Source organism: Mangrovibacterium marinum, assembly GCF_003046625.1.
GTDB classification, from domain to species: Bacteria; Bacteroidota; Bacteroidia; order Bacteroidales; family Prolixibacteraceae; genus Mangrovibacterium; species Mangrovibacterium marinum.
The window spans coordinates 47,608-67,087 of the sequence record NZ_QAAD01000008.1 but is presented as its reverse complement, the minus strand read 5'-3'; the positions used below and the strand labels follow the sequence as shown (position 1 = coordinate 67,087).

Annotated in this window: 11 protein-coding genes; 1 reads left to right on the top strand and 10 read right to left on the bottom strand. The window is 46.5% G+C overall.

The window, feature by feature from the left end; genetic code table 11:
• Positions 1-10 precede the first annotated feature (10 nt).
• The 3 genes from C8N47_RS09475 to C8N47_RS09465 form a co-directional block, all read right to left on the bottom strand.
• Positions 11-874: a helix-turn-helix domain-containing protein gene (locus C8N47_RS09475; RefSeq protein ID WP_107822311.1), complete on the bottom strand. Its 864-nt coding sequence runs from the start codon at positions 872-874 to the stop codon at positions 11-13.
• 177 nt (positions 875-1,051) lie between these two features.
• Entirely contained in the window at positions 1,052-2,215 is a 1,164-nt protein-coding gene (locus C8N47_RS09470; RefSeq protein WP_107822310.1) for an acyltransferase family protein, read from the bottom strand.
• A 128-nt stretch (positions 2,216-2,343) separates the two neighbouring features.
• The gene (locus C8N47_RS09465; protein WP_107822309.1) at positions 2,344-2,910 is read right to left on the bottom strand and encodes a sugar O-acetyltransferase; all 567 of its coding nucleotides are present in this window, start codon (positions 2,908-2,910) and stop codon (positions 2,344-2,346) included.
• A gap of 146 nt (positions 2,911-3,056) precedes the next feature.
• Here C8N47_RS09465 and C8N47_RS09460 point away from each other — a divergent pair, with 146 nt between their 5' ends.
• Positions 3,057-3,923: an AraC family transcriptional regulator gene (locus C8N47_RS09460; protein ID WP_107822308.1), complete on the top strand. Its 867-nt coding sequence runs from the start codon at positions 3,057-3,059 to the stop codon at positions 3,921-3,923.
• A gap of 156 nt (positions 3,924-4,079) precedes the next feature.
• Here the strand turns inward: C8N47_RS09460 and C8N47_RS09455 are convergent, their stop codons facing one another.
• The 7 genes from C8N47_RS09455 to C8N47_RS09425 all read right to left on the bottom strand — a co-directional run bounded on the left by C8N47_RS09455 (position 4,080) and on the right by C8N47_RS09425 (position 19,143).
• Positions 4,080-5,597, bottom strand: coding sequence for a RagB/SusD family nutrient uptake outer membrane protein (locus C8N47_RS09455; RefSeq protein ID WP_107822307.1), 1,518 nt, complete (start codon positions 5,595-5,597; stop codon positions 4,080-4,082).
• Positions 5,598-5,618: 21 nt separating this feature from the next.
• Complete coding sequence (locus C8N47_RS09450) at positions 5,619-8,915, bottom strand: TonB-dependent receptor (protein ID WP_245915695.1); 3,297 nt, start codon at positions 8,913-8,915, stop codon at positions 5,619-5,621.
• A 139-nt stretch (positions 8,916-9,054) separates the two neighbouring features.
• The gene (locus C8N47_RS09445; protein ID WP_107822305.1) at positions 9,055-10,047 is read right to left on the bottom strand and encodes a FecR family protein; all 993 of its coding nucleotides are present in this window, start codon (positions 10,045-10,047) and stop codon (positions 9,055-9,057) included.
• Between the two features lie 77 nt (positions 10,048-10,124).
• The gene (locus tag C8N47_RS09440; RefSeq protein ID WP_170111352.1) at positions 10,125-10,688 is read right to left on the bottom strand and encodes an RNA polymerase sigma factor; all 564 of its coding nucleotides are present in this window, start codon (positions 10,686-10,688) and stop codon (positions 10,125-10,127) included.
• Between the two features lie 337 nt (positions 10,689-11,025).
• On the bottom strand, positions 11,026-13,245 hold the full coding sequence (locus C8N47_RS09435; protein WP_107822303.1) for an alpha-galactosidase: 2,220 nt from the start codon (positions 13,243-13,245) through the stop codon (positions 11,026-11,028).
• Between the two features lie 127 nt (positions 13,246-13,372).
• Complete coding sequence (locus C8N47_RS09430) at positions 13,373-16,120, bottom strand: beta-galactosidase (protein ID WP_107822302.1); 2,748 nt, start codon at positions 16,118-16,120, stop codon at positions 13,373-13,375.
• 140 nt (positions 16,121-16,260) lie between these two features.
• Positions 16,261-19,143: a glycoside hydrolase family 2 protein gene (locus tag C8N47_RS09425; protein ID WP_107822301.1), complete on the bottom strand. Its 2,883-nt coding sequence runs from the start codon at positions 19,141-19,143 to the stop codon at positions 16,261-16,263.
• Between the last annotated feature and the right edge of the window lie 337 nt (positions 19,144-19,480).

Below are 19,480 nucleotides of genomic sequence, written 5' to 3'. Positions count from 1 at the left end.
CGAATGGCGCTTAAAACAATCGAAAATTATAGTTAACCAACCCGCTTTCTTTTTTTGCACGGGAAATGAAAGCCTGGTATTGCGAGGGGGTGGCATTCAGGAAAAGCTTAAACTCGCGGATAAAATGGGCCTGGTCGAAATAACCGGAATCAGCGCTTACAGCGCTCAGCTTGTCGTCACCGTCAATCAATTGACAAAGCGCCTTTCGAAACTTGACCAGTCGCTCGAACTTTTTGGGCGATATTCCCACAATCGTTTCAAACCGACGGCGAAGCATGCTATAGTTTGTCTGTCGGTCGCGGCAGTATTGCTCAATCGGCACATTCTCGCCGCCCCAACGGTAATGGCGATAAAAATCGCGAATCGGCACAATTGATTCTTCCGCTTTCTCAACATACCAATTTTCCAGCATCCGGTTCAAGTCCGCGACAAGTTCCGGTGACGAAAGGTCTCCGTCAAACCGTTTCGCCTCCCCACCAGGACAAGTGATAGACTGATTTAGGATTTTGTTCCCTTGAAGTTGAATAAACGGGTACAATCCATAGGCGAAAAAGCGCACGCCCATCACCCGGCTGCCGGCAGAATAACGGAATTTGGTACTCTTCAGCGAACCCCCTTCTACCTGAATTTCTTTCACAACAGATTTCTCACGTTCATAGGAGCAATCGCCGATTGGAATAACAAGATTCACATATTGACTGGGAGGAACGAGCAGTTCAACATCTTCGTTGTGAACCTCCATCAGCCAAATACGGTCTATCAGCTCCGCGAATTGTCCGGGTTTATATGTGTCGATTTTCACCAAAGCTTTTTCCTCTCGTTTGTTTACAACAGTTTCAGCAGCCCACCGGTATGTCTTGTTTTCTACCTGCATTGAACGGCAAAGGTTCAGTTTTCAGGCTCCGTTTTCCGGAAACCCGCAACGACCTTCACCCCTTAGCTAAGTTGTACGGGCCAAACAAAGCGGCACCGACACCAACGAGCGACAACTAACCTGCTATGCTGTCATTCGATCCGACGTTTTATCAGCTAATTTACACGCAAAAATATGTCAGGCTGCCTGTTTCTTCGCCATGAATTTTTGCGACAACCACTTCCGCACCGGAACATCATAAAACTTAAAAAGCATGTATGCCAGTCCAATTGTAAGAAGCAGTATTGCAATGGCCGCAGCCACCATTAAGGTTCTAGCTGAGCTCCCCCACTCCCCTTGATTCCTGTCAATCCAGGCCATATACAGGTAAATAAACGGGTAGTGAATAATATACAGCGGATAGGAAATATTACCCAGGAAACGACTTAGCTGAGAAGCCAGTTTTGTTTGCAGCTCGCCACTGGCGCCAAGATAAACGATGAGGGGAAATATCAGAATAATGGTCAATGAATCGAAAAGACCATTCATCCAAACAGCCTCAGCTGTTCCAACCCGGGGCATTGCTAAAAAAACGATTAAGACGAGGCTCGCCCAGGAGAAAGCATTTTTGATTTGCCCCGGCTTCACAATGCGCGAAAGCAACAGTCCGGCAAGAAACGGATAAAGCAGGCGGGTGAACCCAACTCGCAACTGCTCCGGCTCGACAGACCACCCGCCGATGACATCGCCATGCGGACTTGTAACCGCCAAATGAATCAGCGCAGCCCCGGCAATAGCAACCAGGATGGCCAAGATCGTGTTTGAAAGCCGGCGAATGAACAGCGCGTAAAGAATGTTTCCGAGATACTCGAAAAACAGCGACCAGGCCGGACCATTCAGCGGGTGCATTTCGGCCCATCCCCGAATGTCGAGCGACGGCCCGACCGGCACCAAGGTAAAACCAATGCACATAACAAGGACCATTTTCCAAAGCGGGGTTTCGGCAATGAGCGGAAAACCGGCGCTTTCCTGAAACCAGAACGCTGCCGCGCCAATGAGCATCCCCACAATAATCAGGGGGTGCAAGCGGATCAGGCGCCGCTTAAAAAAATCCTTTAATGTCATTTTTCCCCATCGGTCGTCGTAGGCATAACCAATTACAAAACCGGAGAGCACAAAAAAGAAATCGACGGCGAGGTAGCCGTGGTTAATGATTTGTTTGGCATGGTCGCCGCCGCTAAATGTCTCCAGAATGTGGAACAACACAACAATGATGGCGGCAACACCGCGCAAACCATCCAGTATGGGATAGTGTTTTTTGGAATCGGTGAAGCCGACGCCAGAGGCTCTTAAAAGCTGCATCTCTTTTTCTATTTGTGTAGTTAACGAGTTGATATTTGTTTTCGTTCCATTCAGTCTCCCCCAATGGGTCCGTCACTGCCGGTCGCTCAAAGATCCGTATCCTTCGGCGGTCGCTTTTTGCGGCCATGTTACCTGTCGCCGCCTGCAACTGACCGCAAAACCCGGCAAGGGTTTCCAGCGGCCACAACATCGTCGGGAATGCTCCTGGTCACCACACTTCCTGCCCCGATTACGACATTGTTGCCAATCGTCACAGCCGGATTAATCACTACGTTTCCGCCGATCCAGACGTTGTTTCCGATCGTGACAGGCAGAGCGTACTCCCAGCCATCGTTTCGTCTGGCGGCATCAACCGGATGCCCGGCTGTAAAAATTGAAACATTGGGACCAAATAAAACATTGTCGCCAATAATCACCTTTGCACAGTCGAGAATTGTGCAATTAAAGTTTGAAAAGAAGTTTTTCCCAAGCTCGATATTATATCCGTAATCACATCGGAATGGGGACTCCACCTGTATGGGTGGCGCTATTTTTCCGAAAAGCAAGGCCAACAGCCTGTCTCTTTCCCCGATCTGTGCCGGGTTCAACTGATTGAGTTCAAACAGTATTTGTCGGGCTTTCAATCTTTCTTCAACAAGATGCTTATCCGACGCTTGATAGAGCTGACCTACCAACATTTTTTCTTTTTCTGTCATCGCAATCCATTGTTCTTTGTTTCACATCGCTTCAAGCTATTCCTTCGTATTTCGAAAATTCAACACCCAAAAATAGCGCTTGCGAACTTGCTTTAATTGTTTTTTCGTCTGCTATTCTTGTTGAATATTTGCATATTTACCGAATCATGAAACCAATCGACGCCGAAAACCCGAAATACTGCCACAACGAATTTTCGCCCGATAAATCATTCATCTACGATCATGTACACATCCGGGCGGACGAGCAAATCACCTTCCATCAAAGTATCGACTGGGAATTGTCGTATATTATCAAGGGCAGTGGTACCCGGCTAATCGGCGAACAGATGACAACCTTCAAAAGCGGCGAAATCATCCTCATTCCGCCACATCTTCCGCACGGCTGGTATTTCAACAACTACGACCAAGACGATCAGGGAAAAATTGAAAACATCACCATCCTATTCCCCGAGGCACTGTTAAACCGGCTTGGCGGTCAGTTTCCCGAAGCGGCGCGCGATGTTCTCCAAATCAAAAAAAACCATGATGCGATTTGTTTCGAGGGTGAAACCCGAAATCAACTGCAACACATTCTTGTGGCAATGCAACAGAAAACCGATCTCGAACAGCTGTCGTACTTCCTGAAAATTGTGGATCTGATTGCATCATCAAAACAAAGCGCCGTTGTTGGATCTGCGGTTCGCCAAAACAAGAGCGAGGCCAAAATCCGGGAAGTCTATCGTTTTATGATCACCAATTACCAACGAACTATTTCGCTGAACGAGGTTGCGCAGCATATTGGCATGAACCGCTCGTCGTTCTGTTCGTTTTACAAACGCGAGAAAGGGAAAAGCTTTTTTGCCGGTTTAAATGAATACCGCATCGATTGTTCGTGCATGATGCTGCGGGAAACAAGCATGCCCATTGCCGACATTTGCTATACCACTGGATTTAACGACGTTCCGCACTTTAACCGGACATTTAAAAGACTGAAAGGGCAGACTCCGAACGCATACCGACACCAAAAAGCTTAAAGATTCTTGTCGCACGATCTGCAAGCGCTTTGCCCGGAAAAAACCGCAGTAAGACGAATCCTACTGCGGCTGTTCAATAATTACTTATCGTGAACGGTCGTGTGCTGACTTGGTTTTCATCTTTTGCAAGCTGCCCACTCAATTGACCGTTGGTGATTACTTCCAGGGATCACTCTGAGACATGTTCGGATTGTTATTCAATTCGTTTTCAGGAATTGGATAGTATTCAAATTTCGACGTGTAGTTTTGATAGCCCAATTGCTTGGCATTTTTAATTGTTGACTCCAACAAGCCCCAGCGGCGTAAATCGTAGAAATGCAATCCTTCGCGCGCAAATTCCAGGTTTCGCTGACGACGGATCTCCTGCATCATTTCATCCTCGGAATATTGCGTCATTTCAGAAAGCTTATCAGTCAATAAAGCACGGTTTCGGATACGATGGACCAGCGGCGCAGCTTTCGCCACCTGTCCGGTCATGGTGTAGGCTTCAGCCAACATCAGCAATACATCGGCATAACGGATACCGTACTCATTTAACTCCGACTTCCATTCCCCCTCGTTGGCATCCCACCAGTTTTGGTTTTTACGAAGCCAGATTTCATCGCCAAAGGTGGCGCCAAAGTCGAGCTGGTAGTACATGCTTCCCGGATAGTCCCAGGCAATCGTCGCCAAAGCTCGGGGATCAACTTCATCGTCGGCTGTTGGCTCAACCAAAAATGAATCGAGCAACACTTGCGAGGGTTGCATCTCGAACCAACCTCCAACTTCGCCCGGCGCGCACTCCTGTGCAATAAAAGTTGTTTGTGGCTTATCCACCTCATTGCCAGCCCAAATACTTGTACCGCCAATATTACTGTACTGAATTTCAAACACCCCTTCGACTCCATTTTCGTGTTGTCCATCGAACAACTCGGCATAGTTGGGTTGCAGTCCGTAACCAAAATCACCTTCGTGATCGACGATCTGCTCCAGCATGATAATGGTGCTGTCGTAGTCGGCCTGGTACAAATACGACCGGCCGAGGAAGGCCAAAGCAGCGCCACGGGTAGCACGTCCTTTCTCTGCGGCTTCCCGGATATTCGGCAAATATTCGGCCCCTGCTTTAAAATCCCTGATGGTCTGATTCCAAACCTGCTCCATGCTTGATTTTTCTTTGAAGTAATCATTGGAACTTTCAGCAACAGCTGTCGTGATCGGAACGGCACCGAAATCGGTTACCAAAAAGAAATAGTTCAATCCCCGCAGAAAATGGGCTTCGGCCAAAAGCTTATTATGCAGATTGGTATCAATCCCCTCGATTGCCCCCCCATATTGAAGGATTTGATTTGCCCTGAAAATGCCCACATAAGCGCCTTTATACAAGTTAGCCGCATAATCGTTACTAAAGGTATTCTGAAAGACTGAAATCTCGTAGCGCGCACGGACGTCATTGCGTTCAATAAAGTTCTCGGTGCGCGACTCCATCAATTGCCAGTTACAGGTACCGTAATGCCCGTTATAATCATCTGTAATGACATTATAAACGGTGGCTAAAGCAGATTCAATATCATCTGCACTTTTCCAAAACTCAGCTGTTGTAATCTGATTTGGATCCGATTCATCCAGAAAAGATTCTGAGCACGAGCTCAAAACAAGGATGAACAGAATGATCGTTGGAAAATATTTTAGTTTCATATTATCTGGTTATTTATGGTCTTAAAAATTCATCTGTAATCCGATATGATAAGATCTGTTTAAGGGGTATTGTCTGAAATCGATCCCCCGGGCAGAAATTGAACTGTTACCAATATCCGGGTTATAACCTTTATAATCGGTCCAGGTAACCAGGTTATTTGCGCCGATATAGAACCGGCAATTTTCGAAAGCAATCCGTTTTGTCCAATTATCGGGCAAGGTAAATCCAATTTGAACCGTTTTGATCCGCAAATAAGAGCCATCTTCCAGGAAACGATCGCTGTTATCAACTCCATTACCGTTTGCATCATTCTGATCTAAGCGTGGAATATCTGAATTTGGGTTGAATGAGTAGCTATTCAACAACTCCATAGAATACTCACAGGTGTAAATCGCCGATTCAGTATAGGTACGGATACCATTGTAAATTTTGTTCCCATGCGTTCCCTGCAGGTAAACGCTGGCGTCGAGAAACTTCCAGGCACCTTCGAGTCTCAGGCCGTATTCATATTTCGGGAACGGACTACCAGCGTAAACACGGTCGTTTCCATCAATTTGACCATCTTCATTGGCATCGACAAAACGAATATCTCCAACCTGCGCATTGGGCTGAATCAATTCACCATCCTTACTATGGGCCTGAATCTCATCTGCCGACCGAAATAAACCATCGGTTTTAATCAGGAAAAATGAATAGATGGGATAGCCAACTTTGGTGTAAGTAACAGCCGATCCGCCGTGGGTAGCGCCACTACCGGTCAACACTTGCGAGCCGGTGGACAGCTCCATGACTTCGTTCTTGATATGAGACAACGTACCTGTTACCGAGAATTTGAAATCTTTAACACTGCCGTTGTAGTTCAACATCATCTCAAAACCCTTATTCTTAATTTCTCCGGCATTACTGTACGGGTTCTGATTAGCCCCTGCAGACAATGGAATAGGAACGCGCAACAACAAGTCGGTTGTTTTCTTCTGGAACACATCCAATGAATAATTTATTTTTCCGTTCAGAAAACCAAGATCCAAACCGGCATTGGTCGTGGAGGTCGTTTCCCACTTCAAATTATTCGGCACATATTCGGTTTGAATATTTCCCACCCACAGGCTGTTGGGATCGCCTGAAGCATAGCTAACCCCGGAAGTAATTGCACCAACGTACTGATAGTCGCCAATTTCCTGGTTTCCCAGTTTTCCGTAGCTCGCACGAACCTTCATTTGCGAAATTGTACGACTCATACTTTCAAAGAAACGCTCGTTAGCCACATTCCAAGCTGCTGAAATCGAGGGGAAATTACCCCATTTCTTGGTGTCGCTAAAGCGGGAGGAGCCATCACGTCGGAATGTCCCGGTGAAGATATAACGGTTGTCGTACGAATAAATAACACGGCCTAAATAAGACAACATGGTATTGGTAGAGGCTGTTCCTCCGGCTGTGGGAGAATCAGAACCGGCATCCATTGTCCAGATTCCGTCGGCCATCCCTTTTTTGGAAGCCGAGAATGAGTCATACTTATTCTTATATGTTGTATAACCAACAACGGCATTTACCGAGTGTTTTCCAAACTCCTTGGCATACGAGAGGGTATTCTCAACTTGCCAGTATTTTGTCATTGCACTGCTTCTGTAAGCATAATTTTGGGTATTCGAGAAGAACGTTCCAACCTGGTAAGCTGCTTCCCGGCTGTCGTTTTTGTGTTCGTTTAAAGTTACCCCAGCGCTCAACCGGTACTTCAAACCATCCATAATCTCGATTTCACCATAGAGATTAATCAGCGCCTTATAATAATCGCTTTTACTGCTCTTCAGGTTCAGGGCTGCTACCGGGTTAAAAACATCGAGCACCGCACCTGAAGCACCACCATAACCACCTAAAGCATCTTCATCTTTAACGGAGAAGCCGGGGATCATCATCACTGTCGCACCAACAACGTTTCCGCCCTGACCGGCCACACCGGGCATATCGTGCACCGTTTCCTGAGTTAAAAGGATACTTTCACCCACTTTCACTTTCCCTTTTTGGAACTCTGATTTCAATCGTAAATTCAGGCGGTTGTAATCTGTTTGGTCAACAATACCTTCCTGATCGAGGTACCCAAGCGAGAAATTATATTTCAGGTTCTCGGAACCACCGGAGGCGCCAACGCTGTAGTTCTGAACCAAGGCATTGCGATAAACCTCGTCCTGCCAATCCACACCTTTACCGGGCTCTTCCGGGTTTAGGGCAATCTCCGGGACACTGTTCCCGGCAGCCGTGGCAGCTTCTGTAATAATCTTTATCCACTGATCGGTAGTTGCCAGATCCAATGTTTTGGCAACTTCCTGCATGCCCAAATCAACGGAAGCGGTAATTTTCACAGCGCCCTTTTTACCACTTTGGGTTGTTATCAGGACAACGCCGTTTGCGGCACGCGAACCATAAATTGCGGCAGCCGAAGCGTCTTTAAGCACCTGGATTGACTCGATATCGTTCGGGTTGATATTGTTCATGGAACTCACGGCAATATCGTCCACCAGAATCAGTGGGTTATTATTGTTGAGCGATCCGGCGCCACGAATCTGAAGGTTCATTCCGGCCCCCGGTGCACCACCTGCTGACTCAACGGATACCCCCGCAATTTTACCTTGGATAGCCGTTCCCAGGTTGCTATTGGTCTGCTGATCCAACTGATTGGCTTTAACCACACCTACTGAACCGGTCAGGTCACTCTTTTTGACGGTACCGTATCCAATGGCGACAACCTCTTCCAGACCAATGGTCTCATCCTGAAGCACAACATCAACAGTCGACTTTCCGCCAACAACAACTTCCTGCGAACTCATGCCAACAAATGAAAAAACCAATATGGCATCGCCGGGAACATTATTAATTGTATAATTTCCGTCAAAATCGGTAATTGTTCCCTGTGTTGTGCCCTTCAGAACGACGGTCACACCGGGCAGCGGATTACCGGATGAATCCGAGACGGTTCCTTTAACGGACAGATTTTGTTGCACGCTCGCATTCTGACCGGCTTCCGATTTGGGGAAAATCACAATGCTCCGATCCACAATTTTGAAGGTCAGTTCGGTTCCTTCCAACAATTCGGAAACCAAATCGTCAATATCTTCATTGACGACGTCAATTGAAGAGTGACTGACATCTTTGATTTGTTCATTTTGATAAAAAAAGCGATACGCAGTCACCTCTTCTATTTGTCCCAAGATTGCACTCAGAGAATTATTCTGAAGCTTCAGCGTTACTTTCGATTGTTGAGAATAAACAGTCGCATTTGCATGCAATAAACACAGCAACAAGAAACAGGTTGTTAGTTTCATAATTCTAAAGATTTTCAACCACCTTGACCTGAGTAAAGCGGTTGATAGTTCGATTTTTTCCATAATTTAGCTAGGATTTTGGTTACTAAAATCAAATTTACTTCGGGTGGTATTTCGTTGGCGCGGGTACCACCCTTCTTTATTTTCTGGTTATAATTACTTTGGTTTGCTCAATTTCATATTCTACAGGCATCGTTAAACTCATAAATTCCAACACATTGCGAAGGCTCAAGTTGTCAATCTGTCCCGTGTAGTGTATATTCTTGAAATCATTCGGGTTATACTCAAACCTGACCCCGTAGTATTTCTCCAGCCTGAACACAATTTCCCGGAATGAATCATTATTGAAGCTTAACACCCCGTCCTTCCAGAGGATATCGTCTTTTACCGAAGCTTTTTGTGTGACGATATCTTTTGTTTTAGCATAATAGCTAATCCTTTCTCCGGGCACAATTTCCATATCGTTCTTATGATTTTCAGTTTCAACAGCGATCTTTCCTTCCAGGAGCGATGCTTCCCTCACCTCCGACTCCGGGTAATTGGAGACATTAAATTTTGTGCCCAACACGCGGATGTCCCAGCCTCCCAGCTTCACAACAAACGGATGATCTTTGGAATGTGCCACTTCAAAATAAGCTTCGCCCCTGAGGTGAACAACCCGGTTCTTCCGATCTGTTGAATAGTCAAGTTCCGAGTCGGAATTAATCCACACATTGGTGCCATCGGGCAATTTAACTTTGCTTTTCTGTCCCGGAAGGGTTGATATTACAAATTGATCCTGGACGGACAGGGCGTTTTGCCGACCAAGAAAATAAGCGGTTACGCCCACAATCGACAAAGCAATCAAAAGCACAGCAGCAATTCTTCCGAAGTTCAGATTCATTAAACGTAGTTTACCGGAAGATCTGCCGGCCATATTTTCATTGGTACGAACGAGCAACCGGCCTTTCGCCGATTCCATCCTTTCGGTCGTTTCCGGCTTTTCCGGATGCTCCCAATATTGCTTTAGCAAATTCACAAACGAATGATTCTCCGGTGAATCGTTTTCCCATTGCTCCAACACGTGTCTTTCCTCGGCGGATTCGGCACGCATCAGGTATCTTCCGATAATTTCAGCCAACTTTTTCTCCATATCAGGATGCTCGTTTACTAATAAGACTGAGCACTGGCTGATAATCCCCAAAAGATTATCGTTTTATTTTGAAAAATTTAGTTTGAACACAAGAGAAGGGCTAATAAGCTGACTGATTTGGCGGGACTACGAAGGTCTATATTGAGTCGATCGGCAATTTTCCGAACAGCAATGGCAATCTGATTATCAACCGTTTTAACAGAAACACCAAGAATATCGGCCACTTCGTTTCGATTTAATCCATCCTCCCGGATCAGTTTGAAAATGATCTTACATTTTTCAGGTAAGCTTTTCACGGCCTCATTCAAATCCTTGAACATTTCTTCTTCGATCAGCTCATTTTCTGGCGACAAATGGCCGTCGGCCACGGCAACAGTGGCACTGTCGAAAATTTCGAAGACTACTTTTTTCTTTGCCCGGATAGCCGTAATGACGCTATTTCGAACGGAAATATACAGGTAAGCTTTAATGTTTGTAATCCTGGCCAGATCCTCTCTCTTGCCCCAAAGTTTGGTGAAAATATCCAGCACAATTTCCTCAGCCAGAATTTCGGATTTCACCATGGACATGGCAAACTGGAAGAGCCGGTCAAAATAATGCTCGAAAAGATGCGTGAATGTTTCCTGGTCTTTTCGGATCACAAATTGCTCAAATATATTTTTCCCCTTCTCGTCCAATGCGTTGGGATTTTAGGTTGTCGTTAAGTACTATTCTCAAGGCCTTAAAAAACCGGGCTTTGGGCAATACTCCATGAGAATATTTTCACCCTAAAATTATTTCAAATTTCGCATTCAGCAAAACAATCCCCAAGGTCATCGGGCAGCCTCCCATCAAAAATTATCTTGTTCGCTGGACACTTATTCCACAAAACCTTACAGCGATGACAACGAAACAATCTGCATTTGAATTGAATTACACAAAAAATCAGATCGACTTCATCATCAACCTGATTCTCTTCCAACACTTTAATCACCCGGGTTATTTAAGCTCTTTCAATCGAAAAACAGCACTATCATATTGGCCGCTTAGCTGAAGCTCCACCCCTGCATTCATCAGATAATCGGCCCGAAATGTTTGCCCGTTTCCCCAGAAACAGGATCGTCCAGCCGAGTTGATTTCCTCAACCAGGTAAGTTTTGGCCGGATCCAGACCATTCAACCGAACGGTGGGGAAAACGCCCCGCAAATGAGGCTCCAGGCTGAAAACAAACAACACCGCCGAACTTTTCTCTTTCGAGACATACAGTTGTGAAGCCCAGCCGCCTTCATCGTAAGGCGATTTTAGCCGGTACAAATCTCCGTCGGTAATCAGCGGCCTGACGTACTGCTTGTAATTTCGGATGGCCTCCATGGCCAACTCCCGGTCTTTCCCTTGGATATCTTTAGGCTGAAGTTCCATCCCCAGGCGACCGGTCATGGCAACATCGAACCGAAACTTCAGGGGCGTTACCCGCATGGTTTGGTGGTTGGGGCTGGTTGATACATGCGATGCTGTTCCAACCGGCGGATAAATTAAATTCGTTCCATACTGAATAAAAATCCGCGACAGGGGATCGGTATTATCCGAGGTCCAGAACTCGTTGTGATATTTCAAGGCACCATAATCCAAACGACCTCCGCCCGAAGCACAATCCTGAATAACAAAGTCGGGGTATTTGGCGCGAATCCGTTTATAAACATTGTACAAACCTTCCGTGTATGAAACCCAGAAATGAGTTTGTTCCGAAGACGGTAAAAATGTTGAACCAGCCTGTTCCACATGCCGGTTGGCATCCCACTTGATGTAGGCAATTCCGGGATGGGCGGTCAACAGACTATCAAACACCTGATAGACAAAATCCTGCACCTTCGGATTCGACAAATCCAACAACAACTGGTTTCGCCAGGTTATTTTCTCGCGTCCCGGACTTTGCACCATCCATTCCGGATGTTTCTCCGCCAGCTCGCTTTCGGGGTTCACCATTTCCGGTTCAATCCACAGGCCAAACTTCAGGCCCTTCGAATGCGCATAATCGATTAAATAATCCAATCCGCGAGGTAATTTTTTTTGATTCGTTTGCCAGTCGCCCAACCCGGCATGATCGCTGTTCCTTGGATATTTGTTCCCAAACCAGCCATCATCCAGCACAAAGGTTTCAATGCCCATTTCGGCAGCATCATCCATCATGCCTGTCAAGGTGTTTTCGTTAAAGGTAAAATAGGCTCCTTCCCAACTGTTCAGCACAATGTCGTGTATCTTGGTTCCGCCAACCAAGCCGTATTTCCGCCCCCAGTCGTGCAGGTTGCGCGAAACTTGCCCTCGCCCTTCAGCACTGAACGTATATATCATTTCGGGAGTTGAGAAGTGCTCTCCGGCTTTCAACGTCCAGGTCGACAAAAACGGATTGATCCCGGTCGTTATATTCAAGCGTTTCCACTCGTCGACCTGAAAAGCCAGGCGATAATTGCCCGACCAGGCCAGAGCTCCGCCATAACAGTCGCCGGCATTCTCCAGTGCCGGGTGATTGAGGCTTACCAGGAAAGACGGATTTTCGGTTTGTGTGGTACGCACGCCCTTTTTACATTCAATCACTTTTAAGCCATTCTCCAGTTTTTCTTCCGTAACATTCATCTCGCCGGCCCAGGCCCCGTAAAAGTGTGTTAAATAATACCCTTCGGCTTTTAGGGGCAAAAAAGAAGAAGAAAAACGCGTAAGCTGCACCGGGCCTCTTTCCTGATTTTTAACCACAACCCACTGGCTAATCACATCTTCTTCCTCAAAAGCTTTCAGGTGAAGCTCAACGGTCAAGTTATAAACCCGGTCTTTTAAATGAATGACTGTTTCCGACACCCCCGCTTGCGATTTTTTCGTTTCTACGCCCTCAAAAGCCAACTCGGTATTTAAACTTCCATCGGCATGAATGACCGACAAAGCGGGCTCGTTAATATTCCCCAAACCAAAGGTTGGATAAGCTTCGTACGAAAAATCGCGGTTGGTATCCGGCTTCGGATAGGCTTGCTGCAGCAGAAAACTTTCGGGCGCGTCAACAGTCTTTCCGTAATACTGAAAGACCACGCGTTTGCTTTGATCAACGACGTACACCAGCGAGCTCGATTTGGTTTTCACTTCGATTAGCTGCCTGTGCTGACCAACTGCTGTTGTGCTGAAAAACAACGCCATCCCCAGACTATAAAAAATACATTTCAGATACGTTTTCATATTTGATCGGTTTAGTTGATATCTCTTCCTTTAAAACGGAGAAAAGGGACACTTTCCCCAAAATGCCATGCAAAAATGCCATTTTAAAATCGATATTGATTTGATCATTTTAGGGCAAGTGGCGCCTTTACTGGATCTCCACCCGATATTCCGGGAACAGATTCACCGATTTTACCAAAACGTTTGTCGCCGCTTCTTTTGCCTCCGCATCATCAAAATACACCCGGGCATTGGCCGGTAGCGGACTAATCTCCAATTTCAGTGGCTGACCATCCAGTGGTAAGTGAAGTCGGTTGAGACCAATCTCCCATAAATCGCCGCTGTAAAAATTGTCGGCCACCAACAGTTGGTTGAAATACAGCTTCCCTTTATCGCCCGTATAGTCAATTTGCAGGTACACATTATTCAGGCCATCCGCATAATTCTCCGGCAAGCGGAACACATAGTACTGATTCGCCAATTGTTCCGTTCCGCTAATTTTACGACGACCAACCTGCTCAGGCGCAGCAAAACCACCAAAGCCGGTTAAGAAACTCGGGTAGATATACGAATCCCGCATCAACCAAGACTGATTGGTCGTGAACTCCACCCGGTTCGAGTTGAAATATTCCACCTGCAGTTCTGCCGCAAAAGCTTTATCGCCGGCTTCAAACGGAAAATCCAGCATCAGCTTATTTTCGCCTTTTTGCGTGTAACCGGTCACATCCAGCACTGTTAATTGCCCGGGCACAACTGCTTGGTTCACCCAGCGATTGTTCAGCTGGACTTTGCAATCTGTTTCGGCATAAATCAGGAGTTTAGCGCGCTTTACTTCCGACGGATTATTCAGGCTGAACTCTTTCAGGAAGAAACGGTGACGCAGGCTATTTTTGCTATCCAACTCATCCACTGCCGATGTTTTCAGGAAGACTGCATCTGCAAGTGGCTCAACTCTTTCTACTTCAAGCTGAAGTTTTTTCTCAGGTAGTTGATATTCGTATTTTTCGAAGTTTTCATCGCCTTCTGCATTCAGTTTCAAAACAGAAATATTCGGGTTTGTATCGAAAGCAAATACTTCTCCTTGATTAGCATACAAATCAGCAGCGGACACGAAGAAAGCTTTTTCACCATTTTCGAGATCCAGCAACCAGCTGTTCAATGCTTCTGCTTTCGACAGCACAATAATCTTTTGTTCGCTTCCGTCAGCTTCCTTCATATTGATTTCGCAATCAACACCCGGCTTCAGGTCGCTAACGACATAGGTGCCATCTTTTTCTTTCACTTTACCCGTGCTCGCCGTTACGCTGCTTAAACCTTCAGCTTTCAGGCAAAACTCCGGCGACGCATCAGCATCTTCAATAAAAATCCATTTGTTACCAACATGGCAAAGTGGTTGCGCCGTGGCGTAATTTAAACTGATATTTCCCAACGCAAAGTTCATCGGCCACATAAAAATTGCACCGTCCGAAATGGTAACAGTTTTCGATGGGAAAATTACCGTTCCACCTCCCAATTTCACTTCGAACTGTAGCCCTTTCAACGCCTCCAAATCGTGGTGACGGAAGTAGTTCATTCCGAACACGAAAGCTGATTCACCAGATGAGCGAACCACATACTGGAAGTCCGCATTGTCTTCGGGGAACACCGGTACCATGGGTGCCAAACGGTCGCCAAATTCATGCAAAAAGTAATGCAGTTTTTTCACCTCGTGGTAAGGTCCGTTCAGGCGACCAGACTCGTTTATCGCCGCCTGAAAATCGTAGGAAATAACCGGGTTGGTATTGTAGTAACCACTTTCTTCGCGATTTTCCTCCAGAGTTGTTAACTGCCCAAGTGGATTGGAACCGCCGGCAAACATGTAATAACCGGGCAGGTTACTACCCGATGCCATTTTCGCCATAATCAGCCCCAAACCATCACGCGACCCAATTTGCAATCGGCGATGATCGGTATTCATATTTCCAACTCCAATCTCGCAGGTAAAGTACGGATAAGCGTCGTAATCGATGTAGGCTTCCCTGTCCTTTTGCACATTATCGCCAACGGCATCGGTATCGCGGTATTTTTTGAACAGGAAGTCGGTTTTAGCTTCGTTTCGTCTCAGGTTATCGGCCCAGGGAGCATCAGGATAGGCGGCCCACAAAGGAATAACCTCCAAAGGGGGAACGGAGCCATTTTGCCAGCCGGTTACAGTGTACAGCGGGGTATCGAATCCATATTTCTGCGCAGTTTCTTTCAACCACAGAATATGAGCTTCGCCACCTTTTCCTTTGCGGTACTCATTTTCCAGCTGAACACCAATGATTGGGCCACCGTCTTTGTACATCAAACCTTGTAACTGCAGGCCAACCTGCTTGTACCATTCCTCGGCATACTGCTGGTAAACCGGATCGTTCGAACGATCTTTGATATTTTTTTTCGTCAGAATCCAATCGGGCGTACCCCCATTGCGCACCTCGGCATGGCACCAGGGGCCAATGCGAGGGTAAAAGTACAAGTTATGTTTTGCACAGAGTTTCGCAAACTCGCGGATGTTTTTATTGCCACTCCAATCAAACTGCCCTTCTATTTCCTCATGATGATTCCAAAGCGCATAGGATGCAATGATGTTGACACCACCAGCCTTCATCTTCAGCAACACATCTTCCCACTGCTCCGTCGGAATACGCGAGTAGTGCACCTCTCCCATCACCGGAATAATTGGCTTTCCGTTTAGTGTGAGGTAGTGGTTGTTCACTTCCAGCTTTTTCCCATCAGGCCCTGGATTTCCCATTTTTAGTTGCCCGGATACCACCTTCGAACTGGCCTTCGACGCATCAATGCGCTTCAGGTTTTGTGCTCCGGCAATTGCGACGTTGAAAAACAGCAACAGGATTGAGTAGCAGATGTATTTCATTGTTTTTGGTTTGATTGTGTAGTCATTACTTTTTCATTTTGTTTTTACCGCAAAGGATTTCTCAACGGGCTCTGAGCAACAACGAAACCGTTGCCTTCTTCGCTCTCTGGCAGCTTGATGCTTTCAACTCGCTTCTATTATTACCTTTTTATTTTTTGATTAGACGGTTTCAGTTCATCAGGTGTTCCTTTGGTGTACAAATTCACTCCCCGGCGATCTTCCTTTTCAAACAGTTCCAGGATCACGGCAGGCTCCAATTCATCTTTAGGGTTGAAGTCGATGGAATTCATATAGTTCACAAGGCTTTGACGCAGCTGAGCTGACGCCGACCCGTTTGAAAGATCAATATTTAAGGTTGTAACAAGCAGCTTTCCGTTCCCCACTTTGGCCTCAAACAGTTGTGCCAGGCGGCGGCTCAAAAACCAAGTATCGATCGGTTGAACGATTGGGCGGAATGCCGGCGGGAAACTGTCGATGCACATCACCTGCTGGCCGTTTACGATTTCCCACCACTGGTAGTCGCTATGGTAGGACGTTGGGAAGTCTTTCAAAGCCGGGTGATCTTCCTGCACCAAAATTCCGGTGGTGTGCGGAGGCCGCATTTTAAACCAGGAAGTATTCCAAAATACCGGCGTGAAATTGGCAACAATGTCTTTCCCATTTTCTATGTTGCCGGAAGCATCCAGCAAAACTGAAGCTCCGACGTCCAGTTTTTTCAAAGCAGCTTCATCCAGCTTATCAGTATAATAAACGGCGTCTTTTTCTATGCTTGGTTGGGTCGCGGGAAACACCCAGAAATCCCAGCTATTTGTAAACGTATCAACGCCCACCTCCAATTTACACTGAACAGCTTTTTTAAGGTTCTCCAATGAAAAATTAACCTGTCCCAACGGATGTAACTCACCGGTCGGAATATCATAGGTTTCAAATCCTCCGTTAGCCAGTGTCTCACCCGAAACCGTAGTAATGGTATAACCAGCTTTTGGGCTATGAAGCACCTCCGGCCCGTAATGCGAAACCATTACCGGAAAATTCAGGCTTTCGGCATTCGTAAATACGAATTTTGGAAACTCCGCCAGCGGCACGGTTTGGTTACAGAAATGGCTGATCTCCTCTTTGGTGATGTAGCCTTTTTCTTGCCAGAACACATTGAGCATACCGATAATTGCACTTCCCTGTCCGGGAAAATCATTCAGGCCTAATAATTGAAACCCATCCAGCGTCGTAGTCCGGAGTTCGGCTTCAATTTCAGCTTTATAACAAAGAGCCTGCAACTTTCCGGAAGCCATCAGGAAATCGTGAGCCTGGTCACCCAGATGATTATCTTCCGAAATACCTTTGAACAACTCAAAGTTCTTGGCTTTGTAAACGCCGGTGTACTTGTCAATCTCTGAGAAATCCGGAAAAACGCAGTACTGTCCCATTTCGTGGGTCACATAAGGACGGCTTTCATCAGCAATGCGTTCGTCATAATTGAATGTGGCATTCGGTTGTTGTTTGAATGGCAGTCCACGCGGCACCGAACGCACCAAAAATTCACTTCCAGAGTTCACACTCCAACTGCGACCAATAGCAGCTGCGGTGTAAATGCGCCGGGGATCTATGCTTTTCCATTTCTGCAAATCATTATCGAGAAAGGGCACATAGTTGCCGCAAGGTTCGTTGCAATAGGCCCACATCACAAAAGACGGGTGGTTACCATAAGCTTTGATGATTCGCTCCGTTTCGGCCAAAATATAATCATCGGTTGGCCGACCATCGCCCAGCGAAGTACCATGATTGGGCCAGCTAGCCGCTTCGGGCTGAAGGTAAATTCCCAATTCATCTGCAGCAATGAAAGCTGCTTCGGGCGGGCAATGCGAGTGAAAACGAATATGATTTAAGCCGCTCTCCTTGCAGGTTTGCATGATTTCCTTCCACGACTCCACATCGGTTGGCGGATAGCCGGTTAACGGAAAGGTGTTACATTCCAATGTTCCGCGCATAAATACCGGGCGACCGTTCACCCTGATTTTGCCATCGGCAATTTCAACTTTTCGCATACCAAATGTTTGCTGAAGCTCATCTGGGTCCATTCCTGGAGCCGCAACTTTCGCGGTCATTTCATACAAATTCGGGCTAAACTCGTCCCAAAGTTTGACGTCGTCACCCATATCATAATCCATTTCAAGCACTTTTCCATCGGCTGAAACCTGCACTTTTTGACTAAGCATTGGCAGTGATTTCACTTCACCGGTCTTCAACCGCGCCTGCAAATGCAGTTCTGCATCAACGGGAGCAGCGTCTTCCGTTTTCAGTTGAATGATTGCTTTAACCGTTTTCGCATCGATGTTCGGATAAAGCTGCAGATCCGCGATGTACAAAGGCGAGGCAGCCTGCAGGTAAAGCTCACCAACCATGCCGTTCCAATTGCCTTGCGTGTGATCCGAAACACTGTGCGAGTCGGGGCCAACATTGATTGAGTCGGTACGGTTATCAACACAAACCGTAATAAAATTGCTTCCGCTTGTCAGCAACGCGGTCACATCATATTCGTGAGGTGTCGACAGGCTGTTTTGATAACCTGCTTTCTGGTCGTTCACCCAGACCGTTGTTTGCCAGTGCGGGCGCTCCAAATGAAGCACCACGCGCTTGTCGTCCCAATTGGCAGGCACTGTAATTTCTTTGCGGTACCAGGCCGCACCTTTGTAATATTTATTCGGCGTCAGCCAGAACGGAAATTTCACATCTCCTTCCTGTCGGTACTTTTCCAACGCCGGGTTGAAATAAAATGAACTATCGTATATCGTTCCCGTCCATGGCGTATGTAAATCTGGAATATCTCCCTTATCGTTTTCTGCCATTGATCCCGGCAACAAAACAGTCTCCTTGAAGTTTTCGGAATACCATTTTTCCGATTTTCCAATGTCGGAGGGATCGGTTGCAAACTGCCATTCGCCGGCGAGATCAATCCTGTCCGCATCCTTTTGTTCACAGGCTGAAAGAATTAATATGATTACAATTAAGAATAAGTTTAGTCTCATGTAGTCGTAGTTTTAGTAGATTAAATAGTATAACTCCGGCATTGCGGAGAATCAAATATCGGGAATGTGTCAGGAACCACAAAAGAATGCAGCATCAACTTCACCCCCGAAACAATCAACCGAAATTTAAGTTGAACGAACTCGCTTCCACCATAAAACTGTCAGCCTCCCATTATTCGCACTTTTTTTTAACCCGAACCGGACGCTCGCCTATTGACTATTTTACTCAGCTAAAGATTCAGCAGGGCTTGCCGATTACTCGACACTGACGATCGGTCGATGGCTGACATCGCCCGTAAAATCGGGCTTTGACGATCAATTCTACTTTTCACGCCAG

Excerpts from the sequence above, each read along its gene's own strand:
- C8N47_RS09475 (WP_107822311.1), bottom strand. The coding sequence starts at position 874 with ATGCAGGTAGAAAACAAGACATACCGGTGGGCTGCTGAAACTGTTGTA.
- C8N47_RS09470 (WP_107822310.1), bottom strand. The coding sequence starts at position 2,215 with ATGCAGCTTTTAAGAGCCTCTGGCGTCGGCTTCACCGATTCCAAAAAA.
- C8N47_RS09465 (WP_107822309.1), bottom strand. The coding sequence starts at position 2,910 with ATGACAGAAAAAGAAAAAATGTTGGTAGGTCAGCTCTATCAAGCGTCG.
- C8N47_RS09460 (WP_107822308.1), top strand. The coding sequence starts at position 3,057 with ATGAAACCAATCGACGCCGAAAACCCGAAATACTGCCACAACGAATTT.
- C8N47_RS09455 (WP_107822307.1), bottom strand. The coding sequence starts at position 5,597 with ATGAAACTAAAATATTTTCCAACGATCATTCTGTTCATCCTTGTTTTG.
- C8N47_RS09450 (WP_245915695.1), bottom strand. The coding sequence starts at position 8,915 with ATGAAACTAACAACCTGTTTCTTGTTGCTGTGTTTATTGCATGCAAAT.
- C8N47_RS09445 (WP_107822305.1), bottom strand. The coding sequence starts at position 10,047 with ATGGAGAAAAAGTTGGCTGAAATTATCGGAAGATACCTGATGCGTGCC.
- C8N47_RS09435 (WP_107822303.1), bottom strand. The coding sequence starts at position 13,245 with ATGAAAACGTATCTGAAATGTATTTTTTATAGTCTGGGGATGGCGTTG.
- C8N47_RS09430 (WP_107822302.1), bottom strand. The coding sequence starts at position 16,120 with ATGAAATACATCTGCTACTCAATCCTGTTGCTGTTTTTCAACGTCGCA.
- C8N47_RS09425 (WP_107822301.1), bottom strand. The coding sequence starts at position 19,143 with ATGAGACTAAACTTATTCTTAATTGTAATCATATTAATTCTTTCAGCC.